This window comes from Methylobacterium fujisawaense (genome assembly GCF_039619325.1).
GTDB classification, from domain to species: domain Bacteria; phylum Pseudomonadota; class Alphaproteobacteria; order Rhizobiales; family Beijerinckiaceae; genus Methylobacterium; species Methylobacterium fujisawaense.
The window spans coordinates 1,122,930-1,140,422 of sequence record NZ_CP155000.1 but is presented as its reverse complement, the minus strand read 5'-3'; the positions used below and the strand labels follow the sequence as shown (position 1 = coordinate 1,140,422).

The window sequence follows — 17,493 nt, the reverse complement described above, 5'->3', positions numbered from 1 at the left end:
GCCTCGATCAACTGGCATCCCCGGATCGCCGTTCCGGGGCAGCACATCCGTCGCAGGACGATCCGCGCCGACGTGCTAGAGGGATCGGATGCAGTCCGAAGCCACCCCCGGGAACAGGCCCGTTCCGATGCGCCGTCTGGTCTTCGTGGTGACCGAGGACTGGTTCTTCGCCTCGCATTTCCTGCCGATGGCCCGCGCGGCGATCGCCATGGGCCTCGCGGTCGCGGTGGTGACGCGGGTCCGGGCCCATCGCGCCGTCATCGAGGCGACCGGCGCGCAGGTCGTGCCCCTGGAAGCCGAGCGGGCGAGCCTCAACCCGATGGCCGCGGGTTACGCGGCCGGGCAGCTCGCGGCCATCCTCAAGGCCCTCAAGGCCGACATCGTCCACTGCATCGCCCTCCGCGGGATCCTGGTCGGCGGCACCGCCGCCGCCATGGCGGGCATCCCGTCCCGGGTCTACGCGCTGACCGGCCTCGGCCTCGTCGGGGCCCGGGGCGACCGGCTGGGGCGGGCGGCCCGCTTGGCCCTGCGGACACTGATCCGCGGCCCACTGGCCTCGTCCCGAACCCGCTTCCTGTTCGAGAACCCGGACGATGCCCGGGCCCTGGGTCTCGATCCGCTGGAGCAGTCCGTGACCGTGGTGGGCGGCGCCGGCGTCGATCCGGCCGCGTTCGTCCCATGCCCGCTGCCGCCCATGCCGCCGCTCCGGGTGGCCGTGGTCGCCCGCATGCTCTGGTCGAAGGGGATCGACGTCGCCGTCGAGGCGGTCCGCCTCGCCCGGGCCCAGGGCGCGCCGGTCGAGCTGGCGCTGTATGGTGCGCCGGACCCATCGAACCGGCGGGCGATCGACGAGGGGACCCTGCGTGCGTGGAGCCGCGACGGCATCGTCTGGCACGGGCCGACGACCGACGTGGCGGCGGTCTGGGCCGGCCACCATGTCGCCTGCCTGCCGTCTCGCGGCGGCGAGGGCTTGCCGCGGACGCTGCTGGAAGCGGCCTCCTGCGGCCGGGCCATGGTCGCGTCCGACGTCCCGGGCTGCCGCAGCCTCGTGCGCGATGGCGTCGAGGGCCTGCTGGTTCCTCCGAACGACGCGCCGGCCCTGGCCGCCGCCCTCGCGCGCCTGAGCGGGGATGCCGGTCTCGTCGCCGGCCTGGGCGCGGCCGCTCGAACCCGGATCGAGACCGGGGGCTTCACCGAGGCTGCGGTGACCGACCATGTCCGCGCCATATGGCGCGACCTGCTGGAGGCCTGATCGTGCGCGCACCGGACGATCCCGCCGGATTCATCCGGGCCAACACCCGTCTGCTGCCCGTGCCCCATGCACCCGAGATCCGCCTGCACGTCGCCGACGAGGCGACGGACCTCTGGCAGCGGACCGAGGAGGAGTTGCAGGAGATCGGGCTGCCGCCGCCGTTCTGGGCCTTCGCCTGGGCCGGCGGGCAAGCGCTCGCCCGGTACGTCCTCGACCACCCCGACGTCGCGGACGGGGCCCGAGTCCTGGATTTCGCCTCGGGATCCGGGTTGGTGGCGATCGCCGCCGCGCTCGCCGGAGCGGACCACGTCGTGGCCAGCGACCTCGATCCTTTCGCCATGGCGGCGATCGGCCTGAACGCCGAGGCCAACGGGGTCGGCGGACGGATCACCCCGGTCTGCGACGACCTCCTCGGCCGCGATCCGCAGGTCGACCTCGTCCTGGCCGCCGACGTCTTCTACGAGCGCGACCTCGCCGGGGCCGTGACCGCCTGGCTCTCCGGTTTGCAGGCGCGGGGCGTCACGGTGCTGATCGGCGATCCGGGCCGCACGTACCTGCCGCGGGACCACCTCGATTGCCTCGCCACCTATGCGGTGCCGGTCTCGCGTTCGCTGGAGGATGCCGAGATCAAGCGCAGCCATGTCTGGCGGCTGCGCGGATGAGGGGCTGCCAGAGACGGTCGCGTCGGACCGCCGCCCATGCGGCCCCGCCGAGGGTTTATACCGCGCGGGAATGCGCTACCGTCAAAACCACTCGTGTCGCGTGCCGCGCATGCGCCAGAGTTTGCGAAGGCCCGGATCGGGGCATGCTGCGGCGGAAGGTTTCGTGGTGAGTGTCGAGTCGAGTGTGAAGCCCAGCGTTGCCCGCATCGTCGCCTTCTCGGGGAGCGCCAAGCGGCCCTCGCGCACCCGCATCCTGGTCGAGGCGCTCGGCGCAGAACTCGGACGCCTCCGCGGGATCGATCTCGCCGTCTACGACCTGATGGATGCCGGCCCGGGCCTCGGCGCCACGCAGCGGGACGCGCTGTCGGCACCGGCCCTGCGCCTGGTCGAGGCGATCGAAGGAGCGGACGCCCTCATCGTCGGGACGCCGGTCTATCAGGGCGGCTATGCCGGGCTGTTCAAGCACGTGTTCGACTTCGTCGATCCCGCCCGGATGATCGGCATGCCGGTGGCTCTCACCGCCACGGGCGGCGGCCTTCGCCACGCCCTGGTGGTCGAGCACGGGCTCCGGCCGCTGTTCGGCTTCTTTGCCGCGCATGTCGCGCCGACCTCCGTCTATGCCGGATCCGACGACCTGGTGGATGGCCGCATCGTCGACGAGACCGTGGCGGCCCGGATCCGCGCCGCGGCTGCGGAGCTTGCCGCCCTGCTCGACGTGGCGCGGACGGCCGCACCCGGCGCATCCGACTGACGCAAGACTCCCCCGGCCTGCCGCGGGCCCTAGATCGAAGGCGGACCACGCTCACCCGCGAGGGATCATGTCAGGTTCTCCGATCACGGCCGGCAAGGCGGCGACAGCGCTGCCCGCAACCTACGTCACGGCCTCCGGCCTGCCGCGCTACCATCCGGTGTCGCAGGCGCTGCACTGGCTGAGCGCGGCCCTGGTCCTGGCGGTCCTGCCGCTCGCCTGGGTCGCGATCAGCCTGCCGCCGACACCGGCCAAGGGCAGCATGTTCGTGCTGCACAAATCGGTCGGCCTCACGATCCTGGCGATCGTGGTCCTGCGGATCGTCTGGCGGATGATCCGGCCGGCGCCGCCGGATCCGCAGGCGCCCCGGCTCCTGACGCTGATCGGCCGCGTCAATCACTATCTCCTGTACGCGATCTTCCTGATCATGCCGATCAGCGGGTACCTGCTCAGCGCGCTGTCCGGTCGCGACACGCCGTATTTCTGGCTGTTCACGGTCCCGGGACTGCCGAAGGACGACGCGGCCCAGAAGATCTTCGAGGCGATCCACGTCTTCGGCCAGTGGCTCGTCTACGCCCTGGTCCTGCTGCATGTCGCCGGGACGGTGTGGCACCTGATCATCCGGCGGGACGGACTCCTGGAGCGGATGCTGCCGGTACAGGACGGTCGCGGGTCGTCCCGCTGACGGAAACCCCGCGGCGCGCTCAGTCGACGCGGCGCAGGACGAAGGCGGTGCCGACCTCCGGTTCGCGCCGCCAGCGTCCGTCGCCACTCGGCACGAGGTCGATGCTGTGGCCGCGCTTGGCGGTCAGCGTCATCCGCCCGTTCGCGTAGCGCCAGCGGACCGGATCGAACACCTCCAGGCCGCTGTCGTGGCAGCCCGGGACGATGTGCACGCCGCCGCCGGTGCCATCGAGGGTGATCCGGCAGGTGTCGCGCTGCTGGAACCGGTCGAGGGCATAGAGACCCGGTGCGGGGGCCGCCGAAGCGGTGGCCGCCGGCTGCAGTTCGGCCGGAGCCGGGGCGGCGGCCTGGAGTGGGGCGGGGTTCGGGCTGGCTGCCGCGGCCGGCTCGGACTCGGGCGAGCCTGCGGCGCCGGCCGGACGCATGGCCACGATGTCGAGGGGGACGAGGCTGTAGCGGTTACCGTCCTCGGCCAGCGCGACGAGGCTGCGCTGGTCCGGCCGCCGGGTGAATTCGAGGACGGGGCGGACATTGCGGTCCACGAAGCGGACGTTCCCTTCGACGAACAGCCAGCCGGCGACGCCGTTCAGGACGGGCAGGGCCCGGCGGCATCCGGCCGGGAAGCGCAACTTTTGGCCCGCATCGCCGCTGTCCAGCACCAGGGTCATGACGCAGCGGCGGTTGGTGCCGTCACGGGACAGGTCCCACGTCCCCGGCGCCTGACCGAGCCTTTCGGGCAGGCTGGGCGGCGCAGACGGGACGGGCGGCGCGGCGAGCGTCTCCGCGGCCGGCGGAGCTCCCGGTTCGACGGTCGCGGCCGGCACGTCCTGCGCGGCGGCAGGCCGGGCGACCGCGCCCATTGCGATGAGGGCGGATGCGGCCAGTCGGGCGGCCTGTGCCGGTGTCACGCGTTCGGTCTCCAGGGTGTCTCGGCGACGGGCGTCAGCGGGCCCCGTCCCTCGAACCACGAGACGACGTTGTCGACGACGAGCTGGGCCATCGCCGCGCGGGTGTGCTCGGAGGCCGACCCGACATGCGGCAGCAGGACCGTATTGTCGAGGGCGGCGAGGTCCGCCGGGACGTGCGGCTCGTTCTCGAACACGTCGAGGCCGGCGCCCAGGATCGTGCCCGCCGTCAGCGCTGCGGTCAGCGCCGCCTCGTCGACGAGCGTCCCCCGGGCGACGTTGATCAGGATGCCCTCAGGGCCGAGCGCCTCCAGGACGTCGGCGTTCACGAGATTGCGCGTCTCGGGCCCGCCGGGCGCGACCACGATCAGGATATGGACCGCGTGGGCGAGGCCGATCAGGGTGTCGTGATAGGTGTAGGGAACGTCCGCCCGTCGGCTGCGGCCGTGATAGTCGATCGCGACGCCGAAGCTCTCCAGGCGGTGGGCGATCGCCCGCCCGATCCGGCCGAGACCGAGGATGCCGACCCGCCGCCCGCGCAAGGAGGCCGTGAGCGGGAAGGGGGCCTTGGGCCAGTGGCCGGCGCGCAGGTAGCGGTCGGCCTGGGGGATCTTCCGCAGTGACGCGAGGACGAGGCCGAGGGCGAGGTCGGCGACCTCGTCGGTGAGAACGTCCGGCGTGTTGGTGACGATGATTCCGCGCCGATGCGCCGCCACGGCGTCGACGGCATCGTAGCCCACCCCGAAATTCGCGATGAGTTCCAGGTTCGGCAGCCGGTCCATCAGCGCCCCGTCCACGCTGACGTGACCGCCGACGCAGAGCGCGCGGACCCGCGGGCCGATCTCGGCCAGCAGGGCCTCGGGATCCGCGGCCTCCGACAGCCTGTGGACCCTGTGCCGCCCCTCGAAGGCCGCCTCGACGAGCGGATGCATCTTCCGGAGCAACAGGATCTCGACCGGGGCCTCAGCCATCGTTCACTCCCATGTTCGGCCGTTCGTCCGCGCCGGCCCCCGCCATCGTCCCGGCATAGAGCCTGTGCGGGGTCGCGCGCCAGCGCGTCGGGCCGCCCGCGGTGACAACCGCACGGATCAGCCGGGTGGCCAATCGACCGGGACAGGGCTCGCCTCTTTCGAAAACCGCGCGCGATGCCTACTAAGGACCACGCATCATCGCGAGAGTTCTGAACCGATCCCATCTCCGAAGACGAAGACCGATGACCAGCCCGCGCACCCTCTACGACAAGATCTGGGACGACCACGTCGTCGATGTTCAGCCGGACGGCTCCAGCCTCCTCTACATCGACCGTCACCTCGTTCACGAAGTGACGAGCCCGCAGGCGTTCGAGGGTCTCCGCGTGGCCGGCCGGAAGGTGCGCCACCCGGAAAAGACGCTCGCCGTGGTGGACCACAACGTCCAGACATCGGACCGCACGCAGGGCATCGACGACCCTGAGAGCCGCACGCAGCTCGAGGCGCTCGCCGAGAACGTCCGCGATTTCGGGATCGAGTTCTACGACGCCCTCGACCGGCGCCAGGGCATCGTCCACATCATCGGCCCCGAGCAGGGCTTCACGCTGCCCGGGCAGACGATCGTCTGCGGCGATTCGCACACCTCGACGCACGGGGCCTTCGGGGCGCTGGCCCACGGCATCGGCACCTCGGAGGTCGAGCACGTGCTGGCCACCCAGACGCTGGTGCAGCGCAAGGCCCGGAACATGCGCGTCTCCGTCGACGGGACGCTGCCGCCGGGCGTGACCGCGAAGGACATCATCCTGGCGATCATCGGCGAGATCGGGACGGCTGGCGGCACCGGCCACGTCATCGAGTATGCCGGCGAGGCGATCCGCGCCCTCTCGATGGAAGGCCGGATGACGATCTGCAACATGTCGATCGAGGGCGGTGCCCGCGCCGGCATGGTGGCTCCCGACGCGACGACCTTCGCGTACGTGAAGGACAGGCCGAAGGCACCCAAGGGAGCGGCCTTCGACGCGGCGCGGCGGTACTGGGAGAGCCTCGTCACGGACGACGGCGCCCATTTCGACCGCGAGATATGCCTCGACGCGGCCGCCCTCCCGCCGCTGGTGAGCTGGGGCACGAGCCCCGAGGACGTGATCTCGATCCAGGGCCGCGTGCCGGACCCGTCCGAGATCGTCGACGAGAACAAGCGGCAGTCGAAGGAGAAGGCGCTCGCCTATATGGGCCTGACGCCGGGCACCAAGATCACCGACATCACCCTGGACCGGATCTTCATCGGATCCTGCACGAACGGCCGCATCGAGGATCTGCGCGAGGTCGCGCGGGTCGTCGGCGACCGCAAGGTGCACGAGGGCGTTTCGGCGATGATCGTGCCGGGCTCTGGCCTCGTGAAGGCGCAGGCGGAGGCGGAAGGGCTCGACAAGATCCTCAAGGCCGCGGGCTTCGACTGGCGCGAGCCGGGTTGCTCCATGTGCCTCGGGATGAACCCGGACAAGCTGCGTCCGGGCGAGCGCTGCGCGTCGACGTCGAACCGCAACTTCGAGGGCCGCCAGGGTCCGCGCGGGCGGACGCACCTCGTGTCCCCGGCCATGGCGGCGGCCGCGGCGGTGGCCGGTCGCTTCGTCGACATCCGGGAATGGCCGCAGGGCTGAAATCCCGATTGACGGCGGCGGCTCGGTTGCCTAAACGGAGCCGTCGCCGGCCGATGGCCGACGGCAAGCCCAGGTGGCGGAATTGGTAGACGCGCTGGTTTCAGGTACCAGTCTCGCGAGAGGTGAAGGTTCGAGTCCTTTCCTGGGCACCACCGCCCGCTAAGTCGTTGACGTGTTAAGATCGTTGGGGTTTTCGGGGCCGACCGTGATACAAACACGGGATAAATCGGCCGATGCTTCTCTCGATGAAACGTCACGCGAAGCGGTCTGATTCCCGATACATCCAGTTCATGATGCGCGTGCCGGAAGCGGTGCGCGAACGCGTGTCCGGTCGGGTTCTCATCGTCGACATGCCTGCCCATGACGGCGACCCGGCGGCGGTGTTCGAAGCCAAACTCGGTCGATTCGTCCGGGGCTCACTCCACACCCGCAACACCGAAACCGCCGACGCCCGGCATCTCCTGATTCGCTCCGAGCTTGCGAAGCTGTACGCATCGGCCAAGGCCGGGCCGACGCGAATCACCCAACTCGATGTCGAGGCGCTGAGCGGCGAGGTCTACCGGTTGCTGATGCGCGAGCACGGCGACAACCCCGGCACGCCACGACAATGGGAGAGCTTCAAGGCGCTGACGCGTGCGGCGCTTGAGGGCCGATTACCGGGCGCGCCGCAGGTGACCGAACGCGGCCAGAGCGACGACGAGACCATGCGTGAGGTGCTGTTCGGCTCGATCGAGGGCGATGCGCTCACCGCTGCCATCGATGGGCTACCGGCGACGGCAGGCACACGGGTTCTAGAACAACGCGTTGGGCGGCTGGCGTACTGGACCCTGCAACGCGAAGGGATCGAGGTCGACGACGAGACCCGGTTCCGGTTGCTACAGCGGGTGGCGGTGGCCGCTCTCGATGCCGGTCTCGCCCTCAAGCGTCGCGCGGGTGGCGACTACCGTCCCGATCCAGCGGCCGAACGGTTTCCCCCTGTCCAGATAGGAAAGACGGCGGGCGGCATCAGCCTGAGCGACATCTTCGATAGGTGGCGGCATGAGACCAAGCCAGCGGGCAGCACCCTCACGACGTGGAAGGGGATCGTGGCCGACTTCAAACGGCATCTCGAACATGATGATGCGGCTAGGGTGACCGACCAAGACGTGGTGGCGTGGAAGGACTCCCGCATCGCGGCGGGGCGGTCGCTCAAGACGGTGGCCGACTCCGACTTGGCCTGCATCCGCCGGCTGTACGCCTTCGCCATGGGGAACAAGCTCGTCACCAAGAACCCGGCAGAGGGAATCAAGGTCGCGGTCAAGAAAAAGGCCGGCACGGGTCGGCTGCCCTACACCAATGACGACATCGCCCGGCTGCTCAAGCACGCAGAGGGGGAGGGGGCCGAGTATCGCAGATGGCTCCCGATCCTGTTGGCTACCACGGGCGCGCGCGTCGGCGAGTTGGCACAGCTATCGGCGGATAGGGTGCGGATCGAGGACGGAGTACCACGTCCTGCGCATCGAACCTGCGGCGGATGGCGGCTCGCTCAAGAATGAGGGCAGCGAGCGTACCGTGCCCATGCACCCGGCCTTGATCGAGAGCGGCTTCCTGGCGTTCGCCCGGTCGAAGAACGGCCCCTTGTTCTACGGGTCTCGGCCGAAGCGAGGAGCGCGCGGCGAAGGCGAGGGGCGGCACACGTCCAAATCCGTGGCGAACAGGTTAGCGGACTGGATACGGTCTCTTCCAGGGTTCGATGATCCCCGGAAAGCTCCGGCGCATAGCGGCAGGCATTGGTGGAAAACGACAGCGATCCGGGCCGGTCTCGCGGACTCGGTGGCCGACCACCTGCAAGGTCACGCACTTGTCGGGGTCTCAGGCGCGTACAAGCATCATCATGACGACCTTCGGTTCCTAGCGGGTGAGGTCGCCAAGATACCGATCCCTTCCTTGGCCAGGGGAGAGGACGATGGGGCGATGCCAGCCGAAATCGTCGTGGAGCTGTCGCGCCCCGATGCGCCCTATATTTAGGGCTGCGGGTCGAAGCCGGCCTCACTGCACCCTTTTCGATCCCCTGGGGACAACGGCTTGTAATTTGAGGTTTAACACCCCTACCTCAAGCATGAGCTTTTCACGGGGAACGCGCCGTGCGGGATCTGGTTACCTACGCCAACTTCATGGGATTGGCCTCGTTCGTGGCCTCCGCCCTCGGTATTTATTTAGCATTCATGAATTACAAAGGCGCCGCCGGGACCATGGCGGCGATATGCTTGGCCACCGGCCTGTTGAGTAAGCTCGAATACGTAAAATCTTTCGAGGCTTTCACTATCAAAGCTCAGTTGCAAGACCGGATAGATAAAGCTGACGAACTAATCGCGCAGCTTAGAGAATAAGCATTTTGGTTGCAAAAGCAGGGTACGGGTCGACGGGCATCTCGATGCTGGCGCTTGTAGGCATTCAACCATCCGAGATTTTGCTCACCAAGGACTTCGATACCCTCTTAGCACGCCTCAAGCTGTCAAAGGCCGAACTTCTCGATGCCCGACGCCCACTACTTCGAGTTGTCGGACTTAAGACAGCCTCTAATATGTCGAACATATCTTCGTCGCTCATGAACTCAAAGTCAGCAGGCGATCCGAGAAGTAAAGAGTTTGAAGCTCCAAATTTTGCGATGACTGCCGAAAACTTGGAGCATCAAATATTCACGATCGACTCTCCGGATCAGCTTCGTGCCGTACTTAAGAAAATAATTCCGACGGGCCTGGCAGCAAATCAACAATCTTCGGCTGAAACTTACATAAATAAGATGGTAAAAATATTTGAAGATTGCCAAGATAGTGGTGGTCTGACCCCTGAATTTCTGGCGTTAGACAAAGGAATCATCACTCAACAAGGCGTGCCCGAGGTTGTCGAAGGCATCTTGAGCGGCAAGACGCACGGGTAGATGCTATTCATTTAGACGCTAAGAACAGGCTGTCTATCGCGACGGCGTTCGATGCCCCACTCCATCGGCCGCAGCTCGGCAGCAAATCGTCAACTGGGTCGCAGGACGAAGGGCGAGGCAACGTCATGTTCGGCCAGGGCTTTCCAGGCGCTGTCCACAACCGTTCCCAGCCGGCATCGAAAAGCGCGGCTGGCCGGTTGAACCTTAAGTCGACCTCCGCTTTGTTCTCTTTCTGTTCCAGAACGGAGACGAAGCCGATGAGCGCAACACAGGCTTCCCTAGCTGCCGATGAGGTGGGTCTCGACGAGGCTGAGACGGTGGCGCTGGCCTACTTCCAGGCCGCCCAACGGAACGGATGGTCCGCGCTCGTCGCCCTGGCTGCGGATGCTCTCGCTGAACGTGATGATCTAGAGGACCGGCTGCGCCAGCGGGGTCGTCAGATCTCACACGGCTACGTGCGCGGCCGGATAGAAGGCGAACACGTGGATAAGCCTCTGGGTACCCAAGGGAGATAAAAATTTGCAAGCTTCAGGGTAGCCTAAGCTAGTGCGGCAACCGCACACCGCAACTGATTGTTCGCCGCTAAGAGAACAACATGATAATAGCCAAACTGCTCTTTGAACGCGGCGTCAATCAACAATCGACGACAAATAACCTCCACCAGATTTACATAGGCCAAATAATGCCAGTTCGATGCTCGGGCTCAGCTCGGATCCAACATAAAGCGACAAATACAATATATGAGATGGATAGCGACAATCTTGATTGGGACACTGAAAGTGATGATGATGCAAGGAGTATGGGAGGTGAGATCCGCCATGAAAGCATTATTGAGCATCCTGAACTTGGAATTCTAGCTTGGAGAATCTGGGAGTATCCGGAAGGCATAGAGAACACCCGGGACACTGATGTCGGGGGCCACAATCTAATATCAAATCTAACATTTGAACTGCGGCAGGATGAGCCCGAACCTGATGATTGGGCCGACTGGGAAGATTTCTCGGTACCTGACGATCCTAATTCGATATTTATGGAGTCTTATACGCAGTCCATGGCATTGCTAGCTGATCATGGGAGAGGTGACGGTACTTATCTTTTGAACCGACTGATATTCTCGCAACAGGTAACATCACTTGAAGTCTATCTTGGAGACACCATATTTAATGTAGTGACGAACAATTCTAAATCACTTCTTAAGTTGATTGAGGACGACGAAGATCTCAAGAAACAGAAATACACTCTTCCAGAGATTATCAAAAACAATGATATTGTTTATCAAAACGTCAAAAAATACTTACGCTCAATCACGTACCATAACATCGCAAAGATTGATGCCATCTACTTCATTGTATTCGGATTTAGAATTATCGATCCAGCTGCCGATCGGAAGAAGCTTTTCGATACAATTGCACTTCGCCATGACTGCGTGCATCGCAATGGTCACGACAAAGATGGCCAAAAACTGGATGTGTTCGATAAATCGTTTGTGGAGGAAACCGCTGATCTTGTACGGAACTTTGTCCAAAGTATTGAGGACAAGATACGCGACAAATATGTTGAAGAGCTTTAGCTCATGCGTCAACCGGTCTTGCCGAGTTTATCCCGACAAGACCGGGTTAAAATAACGAATAGCTGCGGCATGATAGCACTACCGACAGGTCAGCATGTCCAAATGCCTGCTATGCCCGGCGGAAATTACCACGGAGAACGACTCCAACGAGCACCTGATCCTCAATGCGATCGGTGGTCGGCGGATAGTTCGAGGCTTGGTTTGCAAGTCCTGCAATAACGCCACAGGGCATCAATGGGACACGGTTCTAAGCACTCAGCTCCTGCCGCTGATCCTGATGTTTCACGTCTTCCGGCAAAGGCGCTCTGCACCGCCAACTCTCCCCGTGACGACCACGGCAGGTGAACAGGTCACCATCAATCTCGATGGCCGTCTCACTCTCACCAAGCCGAAATTCGAGACCGCTCTCACGGAGGACGGGAAAACATCCTACCAACTGGCTGCACGGACGATGGCCGAAGCGCGTCAGATGGTGATGGGACTGAAACGAAAGCATCCCGAGATCGATGTCGATGCCATTCTCGCCCAGGCAACCCTCGGCGAGAGCTATCTTGAGGGCGCTGTGCATCACGACCTTGGCGTCGGTGGCGAGCTTGCCGGCCGATCCATGATCAAGAGCTGCGTCGCTATGGCGTTCGAAAGCGGGGTCCCTCTCGCGTTCTGCGGACTGGCCATCGGCTATCTTACCCGACCAGATGGGGAGCCGTGCTTCGGCTACTACCACGAACGCGATCTCATTTCGGACCGACCCACCGGCACACCGCTGCATTGCTTGGCCGTCCGCGCAGACCCTGAGTCCGGTCTCGTACTCGCCTACGCGGAGTACTTCGGGCTCCACCGCATCGTTGCATGCATCGGCGAGCGCTACAGCGGGCCGGTCATAGAGCAGGCTTACAGCATCGATCCGAGAGACGGTCGCACCCTATCCCTGGGGGTGAATCTCGCTTTCGACCGGACAGATATCCGGGACATCTACGATTACAAGCGGACCTCATCGGCAGGGTTGATCGAGGCAGGGGACGCCATTCTCGGCCCGGCCTTCGAGCAAGCGCGCCGGGCCGAGCAAGAACGTGTAGCGGAGCGCGCAGTGCGACGCGCATTCGATACCTGCGGTGCCGAACCCGGTGAGGTACTGACGGAAGAACACGCGAAGCGCATCGCGCGCACGATGGCAGAGGGCATAGCGCCTTACGTCCTACATCGGCTGAGGCCCATTCGACGATGAAATCCGCTGTGACGATGCGGCGACGTAGCCGGAAACCCGTCGCTCGATCGCGATAGAACCGCTACCTAGACGACTTCAGCGACATTCATCCGCGGTCGCGGCAACCTGACGGGTGAGGCCACGTCTCAATGGATCTAAGACCCGTGACCATCAGCGACACGCTCATCATCATCGTCACCTTCCTGGGCCCGATTGTAGCCGTGCAGCTGCGAAAGTTCATTGAGCGGAGGTCGGAGCGCAAGAACAACAGAGAATCGGTTTTTATAACTCTTATGGCCACTCGCGCTAATAGGGCGGGATCGGTGGATCATGTTCAAGCACTCAACATGATCGATCTTTATTTTTCGGGCAATTCGAGCCGAGACAAGGCTGTCATAAACGCATAGAAGATTTATTTCGATGCTCTTCAACAGCCGATTGACCCGAATTCACCAGAGGTCCATGGTAAATTGGATCGCAACGTTGATCTTTTAGTCGATCTGCTGCAAGCAATTTCAATTTTTCTGGGATATGATTTTGACAAAGTACACATCAAACGCGGAGCGTAATATCCACAATCTCATTTTGATGATGCTATTGCTCGCCAGATCATTAGAGACGGCATGGTTCGTGTTGCTCAAGGCCAAGCTGCCTTACCCATACTTTTTGTTCAGCCATCTACAGTCTCAGATACAAACAATATCAAAGGTAGACAGCAATGACGCCGCTCCAATTATTAAATCAGGCTAGAGACTGGTTTCATCAATATCGAGGCATGGATCATGATCGACGCGAAGACGAAATATATGGGCGTTGGGGAGCTTACGCCCATGTAATCAAGATCTACGCGCAGATGTTGACAGGCGCAACTATCTGCGTACTTTTGGTGACGAAAGCAATATCTTATCTGATTGGAGTGCCCCCATGTAGCGCGCACCTAGCGGCGACGAACGAAATTTTGAATCTCTCCTCGCAGCACGTGTCTGCGCAGCCGCTATGCGGTTTTTTCGGGACCCTGGTTCAGAGAAATACTCTCGCTCTCGTTGGTGATGGGCTGATGTACTCTGCCGGGTTTGAGCTTGCTTACATGCTCTTTACGCCGGGTCCGGACGAGGCGATCGAGCCTGTGATATTAGGCATGGCCGCAACCATTCTGATCATCATTTCCGACGAAAAGACCGACTGGTTTGACGCGGTCGTGCCAGCGGCATTGACCCTCTCCATCGGCTTTCTGTTCTACCTGAAGAAGGTTTTTCTTCCGAAGCACGAGGCGGGAGCGACGAACCATCGGCGCCCTATTATCGGGATTACCGTGCAGACGGAGACACAGCCGCACTCGGCCAACCCGCCGCCGTCTCACCCTCCGGGCCCCGTCATCTCAGGGTGAGGGAGCCGGCTGCTCGCTCCGAGGTTGTGGCGGCTTTCGAACGCGAAGATCGACGGGATCGTACGCCACAACTTTTGCGTCATAAATTTACCTATGGTTAAGCATACGGCCGATAGTCCTCATTCTGGCGATCCGGAGGGGAAAGTTGTCCGCCATAACGCTCAGCGCTCCCATGCGCGCCAGCCTTCTGGCTATTCAGGACACTTATTCCTCCCTCGCCGTCACGCAAAATCGTCTGGCGACTGGGCGTTCGGTTAATTCAGCGCTCGACAATCCGACCAATTTCTTCACAGCGTCGTCGCTGAACAGTCGATCCACTTCTCTCGCTTCTTTGGTAGACGGTGTCGCTAACGGCATCCAGGCGACAAATGCTGCTACGAAAGGCATTGACGCCATGAAGCAGCTTCTGCGCCTTGCCACGAGCATGATCGACCGCGCCGCGCGATCGCCAAGCGCAGTGCAGACTCCTGCTGCTGTGAGTTCGCTGGGCAACAATTACACAAGTGCCGATGTCGTCGGCGCACAGAACGCTACCGCACCGAGAACTTCTGCACCATCGGATCCAGCTGCAAGCTCGTCATACAATATGGGTCTTACCGGGCGGGCGAACAAAGACCTATTGGATTTTTCCTCGGCGACTCTTGTTCCGGGCGACACTATAACCGTCAGTCAAGGCGGAGCGCCGCAAACGTATACTTATCGGTCTACGGGCCCGAACGCTGGAACGAACTATTTCAGCGATCCATCAGAACTTATCTTGGCTGTCACAATGGATTTTGCCATCGTCAGTCCCGGCATTATTCAATCTGACAAGGTACAGCTAGTCACTGAGGACACTACACCACTTAGCATCACATCTTCGAATAGCAATGTTCAGGTTACAACCTTCCCATCATACGGCCCGAACACTTTTACTTATACGACAGCGGGTGGGACGCCGCAAACGTTCACGTTTCACAAGCCAGCAAACCCGGCGACGGATCCTGCTAACGGCTACTTCAGCGATCGCACCTCTCTGGTTGCGGCTATAAACGCCGTCAGCGGACCGGACGCGTTGATCGCATCCATCGATCCCGTGACCAATACGGTTCGACTAACGGCCCCGCGGAAGGACTTATCGTTCAGCTTGTCAGGCACGAACTTGGCATCGATGGGATATGGCGCGCAGCCGTATGAACCGGGCCCAAGTCTCGACGACACCCAGGTGACGTATAGCATCGGGAAGGGTTCAGAGCGGAAGAGCGTGACCATTTCTTATGGTTATGCCAGCAATGAGACCACGAGCCTTCAGCAACTCAATCAGCAACTCGCAACCGCTGACATGGTTGCGGTTTTGGATTCTGGCCCCTCTGGTAAGTTGGTGGTTAAACCGATCGCCGGACGCGAAGCAGATGAGATTGAACTTACGACTCCTGCCAGCTGGGTTCCGCCTTCACCGCAAGTGGCCAACGGTGTGACGACGCTCACAGGGTCTATATCTGGTCAATACGCGGTCAATCCAGTTCTATCTGAGCCCGGCGCCTCGATGCGGCGGCAGCTAGCTAAAGAATATACCGACCTTCGCACCCAGCTAACTGGCTTAGCCAGAGATAGCCATTACAATGGCCAAAATCTTCTTATGGGTGGTGACGTCAAATTCCAGTTCAATGACACAAATTCGAGTCAATATACGATCACGGGATCGGTCCTCGATGCCGATAGTATCGGCTTTCTCTCAGCCCTCGACGGAGAGTTTCTAGACAGCCAATCAACAGACCTGGCTGCCAAAAACGTAAAGTCTGCGTTGGTCGCGTTGAACGATTTCTCTAGCCGCTTTGTTGCTGGACTGACGACAGCTAATATTCGGCAGTCGTTCAACAAGAGCATTGGCAACATTCTCCAGACTGGCGCGGACAATCTGACTCTGGCAGACCTGAACAGAGAGTCAGTGAGCGTGAACAGCCTCAATGTGCGGAACCAGCTCACCACTTCAGCGCTCGGTCTCGCGGGCCAATCGCAGAAACAAATTCTCCAGCTTCTTCAGGCGTGAAGTGGCTTCAGCTGGGCGGCGAAGGGCGCGGTCGTCGTCTCGGCCATCGTTGAGGTGATGCGTGAGATCCGCGAGCGACGGCGGCGTCACGAATGGCGGCGGCGGTTGCATCTTGATGATCGTCAAGTCTCGGACGGCCCGGGCAATTGCACGGATTCGCGTATTTCCACCGGGGTTGGCGTCCGCAGGTCGTGGTCGTCGGCCTCAGTACCGGGAAATCTGGTAGTGACAAAAATGTCAGTACACGATTTTCGTGTCTTGAGACCCATCACGCGGTCGGGGTCAAACCCTTGGCGGTGTGCTCGGCAATGAACTCGGCGATGGCCTCCTCGTCCGTCATGAGAGCGAGAGCGAACAGGATGAGGTTTCGCACCATCGCAGACCGAGACAGGGGCCTCTCATCGTTCTCGGACACCCGAAAGACATCGATGGCGTCGAGCATGTCGGGATCGATGTAGATGGATGGGTTGCGGCAGCGCTTGGCGGGAAACGGGGCTGAGACGGTCATTACGGGATCGGGGTTGGCGGCGTAGGCGGGATTGCCCTTGCCAAGAGGAGGGGTGAGGGTGACGGCGGCAGCTGCGGTGCCCACGGCAACCCGAAATGCACCACGAATTTCAGGCGACTGAATTTTCAGTCGTTTGAAATCAATGACTTAACCGGAAAGAAGCTCTCACATTTCACCATGACCAAGGACGGTTTCACCTTCCTGGCCATGGGTGCGGACCGAAAGACGCCGATTCACATGTTTGCCGGTGCTGGCCGGAAATGCGCCCGTCAGGCGTATTTGCCGGGGCGGTTCGATAATGTGGGCATTGCCCATATTTGCCCTGCAATCGCCTAGGAAGGTCGCTGACGGATTTCTGACCTTCTGAGCATGGCGACACACACCGGATCTAGGCTCGACGGCCGTCCTGAGCTAATTCTGATCCTGGACGGGGCACTATGGGATTTTCCCACACTGCCGGGTGAGCGGCGGCCTGGGCAATGGTCAAAAATTCTGACGACAAGCCGGAACCCCAATAGGGGGCGCCCGTTATGTAGGTGTTCACGGCACCGCCGCAGGGCACCCTTTGCCATGGGCGAAACGGCCGGAAACTCGGGACCATCCACCCTACAAATGGTCATCCGACCGGGAGCCTTCGAATCGAAGTAAACCCTACTCGGTTCGCATCCATCTCGGCAGCGGCATCCGTTCCAACCGGCGAAGCTCGGCCAGGATCGCAGCGTCATCCGACGACATCCGCGCGTCTTCCTGGGCATCGAGCGCCGCATCCTTGGCGGCCTGAGCGCGGCCGAACAGGTCTGTCATGAAGTCTTGGCCGAACCGTTCATCACCGTCACCGGCTTCCAGTGTCAAACGGCATCGGAACGGGACCCCGGATCGGCTTCCAATCGGGACCCCATCGGGAGCGGGGCGTGACGCCCCTGGTCAGCCCGGCGGAGCGGGTCGGGGTGGCGCAGCCGGGCTGAGCAGGGATCCAGCAGGCGTGCCGAATGTGCGGG

General features: G+C 62.5%; 18 protein-coding genes, 1 tRNA gene and 1 pseudogene. 16 read left to right on the top strand and 4 right to left on the bottom strand.

The features are described from left to right. The first annotated feature begins 88 nt into the window (after positions 1–88). The 4 genes from ABC766_RS05405 to ABC766_RS05390 all read left to right on the top strand — a co-directional run bounded on the left by ABC766_RS05405 (position 89) and on the right by ABC766_RS05390 (position 3,347). Positions 89–1,252, top strand: coding sequence for a glycosyltransferase (locus tag ABC766_RS05405; protein ID WP_345821421.1), 1,164 nt, complete (start codon positions 89–91; stop codon positions 1,250–1,252). Then, on the top strand, positions 1,228–1,914 hold the full coding sequence (locus ABC766_RS05400; protein WP_427902293.1) for a class I SAM-dependent methyltransferase: 687 nt from the start codon (positions 1,228–1,230) through the stop codon (positions 1,912–1,914). The genes ABC766_RS05405 and ABC766_RS05400 overlap by 25 nt, the downstream gene beginning before the upstream one ends. A 184-nt stretch (positions 1,915–2,098) precedes the next feature. After that, positions 2,099–2,665 (top strand): NAD(P)H-dependent oxidoreductase, encoded by a 567-nt coding sequence (locus tag ABC766_RS05395; protein WP_043755854.1) that lies wholly within the window; start codon positions 2,099–2,101, stop codon positions 2,663–2,665. Between the two features lie 67 nt (positions 2,666–2,732). Then, entirely contained in the window at positions 2,733–3,347 is a 615-nt protein-coding gene (locus tag ABC766_RS05390; protein WP_043354496.1) for a cytochrome b, read from the top strand. 19 nt (positions 3,348–3,366) lie between these two features. Here the strand turns inward: ABC766_RS05390 and ABC766_RS05385 are convergent, their stop codons facing one another. Together ABC766_RS05385 and ABC766_RS05380 are read right to left on the bottom strand one after the other, a co-directional pair. Continuing rightward, the gene (locus tag ABC766_RS05385) at positions 3,367–4,254 is read right to left on the bottom strand and encodes an AprI/Inh family metalloprotease inhibitor (RefSeq protein ID WP_345821419.1); all 888 of its coding nucleotides are present in this window, start codon (positions 4,252–4,254) and stop codon (positions 3,367–3,369) included. Further along, positions 4,251–5,222: a 2-hydroxyacid dehydrogenase gene (locus ABC766_RS05380; protein ID WP_345821418.1), complete on the bottom strand. Its 972-nt coding sequence runs from the start codon at positions 5,220–5,222 to the stop codon at positions 4,251–4,253. Before ABC766_RS05380 ends, ABC766_RS05385 begins: the two co-directional genes overlap by 4 nt. A 242-nt stretch (positions 5,223–5,464) precedes the next feature. Between ABC766_RS05380 and leuC the strand changes: the two genes are divergently transcribed. The 11 genes and pseudogenes from leuC to ABC766_RS05325 all read left to right on the top strand — a co-directional run bounded on the left by leuC (position 5,465) and on the right by ABC766_RS05325 (position 15,987). Then, positions 5,465–6,877 carry a 3-isopropylmalate dehydratase large subunit gene (gene leuC, locus ABC766_RS05375; protein WP_345821417.1) on the top strand — a complete coding sequence of 471 codons (1,413 nt, stop codon included), beginning with the start codon at positions 5,465–5,467 and terminating at the stop codon, positions 6,875–6,877. A 67-nt stretch (positions 6,878–6,944) separates the two neighbouring features. Then, a tRNA-Leu gene (locus ABC766_RS05370) sits at positions 6,945–7,029 on the top strand. 81 nt (positions 7,030–7,110) lie between these two features. After that, positions 7,111–8,412 (top strand): hypothetical protein, encoded by a 1,302-nt coding sequence (locus tag ABC766_RS05365; protein ID WP_345821416.1) that lies wholly within the window; start codon positions 7,111–7,113, stop codon positions 8,410–8,412. A gap of 588 nt (positions 8,413–9,000) precedes the next feature. Further along, complete coding sequence (locus ABC766_RS05360) at positions 9,001–9,246, top strand: hypothetical protein (protein ID WP_345821415.1); 246 nt, start codon at positions 9,001–9,003, stop codon at positions 9,244–9,246. Between the two features lie 44 nt (positions 9,247–9,290). Continuing rightward, the gene (locus tag ABC766_RS05355) at positions 9,291–9,797 is read left to right on the top strand and encodes a hypothetical protein (RefSeq protein WP_345821414.1); all 507 of its coding nucleotides are present in this window, start codon (positions 9,291–9,293) and stop codon (positions 9,795–9,797) included. A gap of 257 nt (positions 9,798–10,054) precedes the next feature. Next, positions 10,055–10,312 carry a hypothetical protein gene (locus ABC766_RS05350; protein WP_345821413.1) on the top strand — a complete coding sequence of 86 codons (258 nt, stop codon included), beginning with the start codon at positions 10,055–10,057 and terminating at the stop codon, positions 10,310–10,312. A 230-nt stretch (positions 10,313–10,542) separates the two neighbouring features. After that, positions 10,543–11,367, top strand: a complete 825-nt coding sequence (locus ABC766_RS05345) for a hypothetical protein (RefSeq protein ID WP_345821412.1) — start codon at positions 10,543–10,545, stop codon at positions 11,365–11,367. 94 nt (positions 11,368–11,461) lie between these two features. After that, positions 11,462–12,592, top strand: coding sequence for an HNH endonuclease (locus ABC766_RS05340; RefSeq protein ID WP_345821411.1), 1,131 nt, complete (start codon positions 11,462–11,464; stop codon positions 12,590–12,592). 128 nt (positions 12,593–12,720) lie between these two features. Next, positions 12,721–13,140, top strand: a pseudogene (locus ABC766_RS05335) (DUF6680 family protein). A gap of 149 nt (positions 13,141–13,289) precedes the next feature. Continuing rightward, positions 13,290–13,958, top strand: coding sequence for a hypothetical protein (locus ABC766_RS05330; RefSeq protein ID WP_345821410.1), 669 nt, complete (start codon positions 13,290–13,292; stop codon positions 13,956–13,958). Positions 13,959–14,103: 145 nt separating this feature from the next. Further along, positions 14,104–15,987: a hypothetical protein gene (locus tag ABC766_RS05325; protein ID WP_345821409.1), complete on the top strand. Its 1,884-nt coding sequence runs from the start codon at positions 14,104–14,106 to the stop codon at positions 15,985–15,987. A gap of 268 nt (positions 15,988–16,255) precedes the next feature. Here the strand turns inward: ABC766_RS05325 and ABC766_RS05320 are convergent, their stop codons facing one another. Continuing rightward, positions 16,256–16,579 carry a CopG family transcriptional regulator gene (locus ABC766_RS05320; protein ID WP_345821408.1) on the bottom strand — a complete coding sequence of 108 codons (324 nt, stop codon included), beginning with the start codon at positions 16,577–16,579 and terminating at the stop codon, positions 16,256–16,258. 93 nt (positions 16,580–16,672) lie between these two features. On the opposite strand from ABC766_RS05320, the gene ABC766_RS05315 reads away from it, so the two are divergent. After that, positions 16,673–16,831 carry a hypothetical protein gene (locus ABC766_RS05315; RefSeq protein WP_345821407.1) on the top strand — a complete coding sequence of 53 codons (159 nt, stop codon included), beginning with the start codon at positions 16,673–16,675 and terminating at the stop codon, positions 16,829–16,831. A 315-nt stretch (positions 16,832–17,146) separates the two neighbouring features. Here the strand turns inward: ABC766_RS05315 and ABC766_RS05310 are convergent, their stop codons facing one another. Continuing rightward, positions 17,147–17,347 carry a hypothetical protein gene (locus tag ABC766_RS05310; protein ID WP_345821406.1) on the bottom strand — a complete coding sequence of 67 codons (201 nt, stop codon included), beginning with the start codon at positions 17,345–17,347 and terminating at the stop codon, positions 17,147–17,149. Between the last annotated feature and the right edge of the window lie 146 nt (positions 17,348–17,493).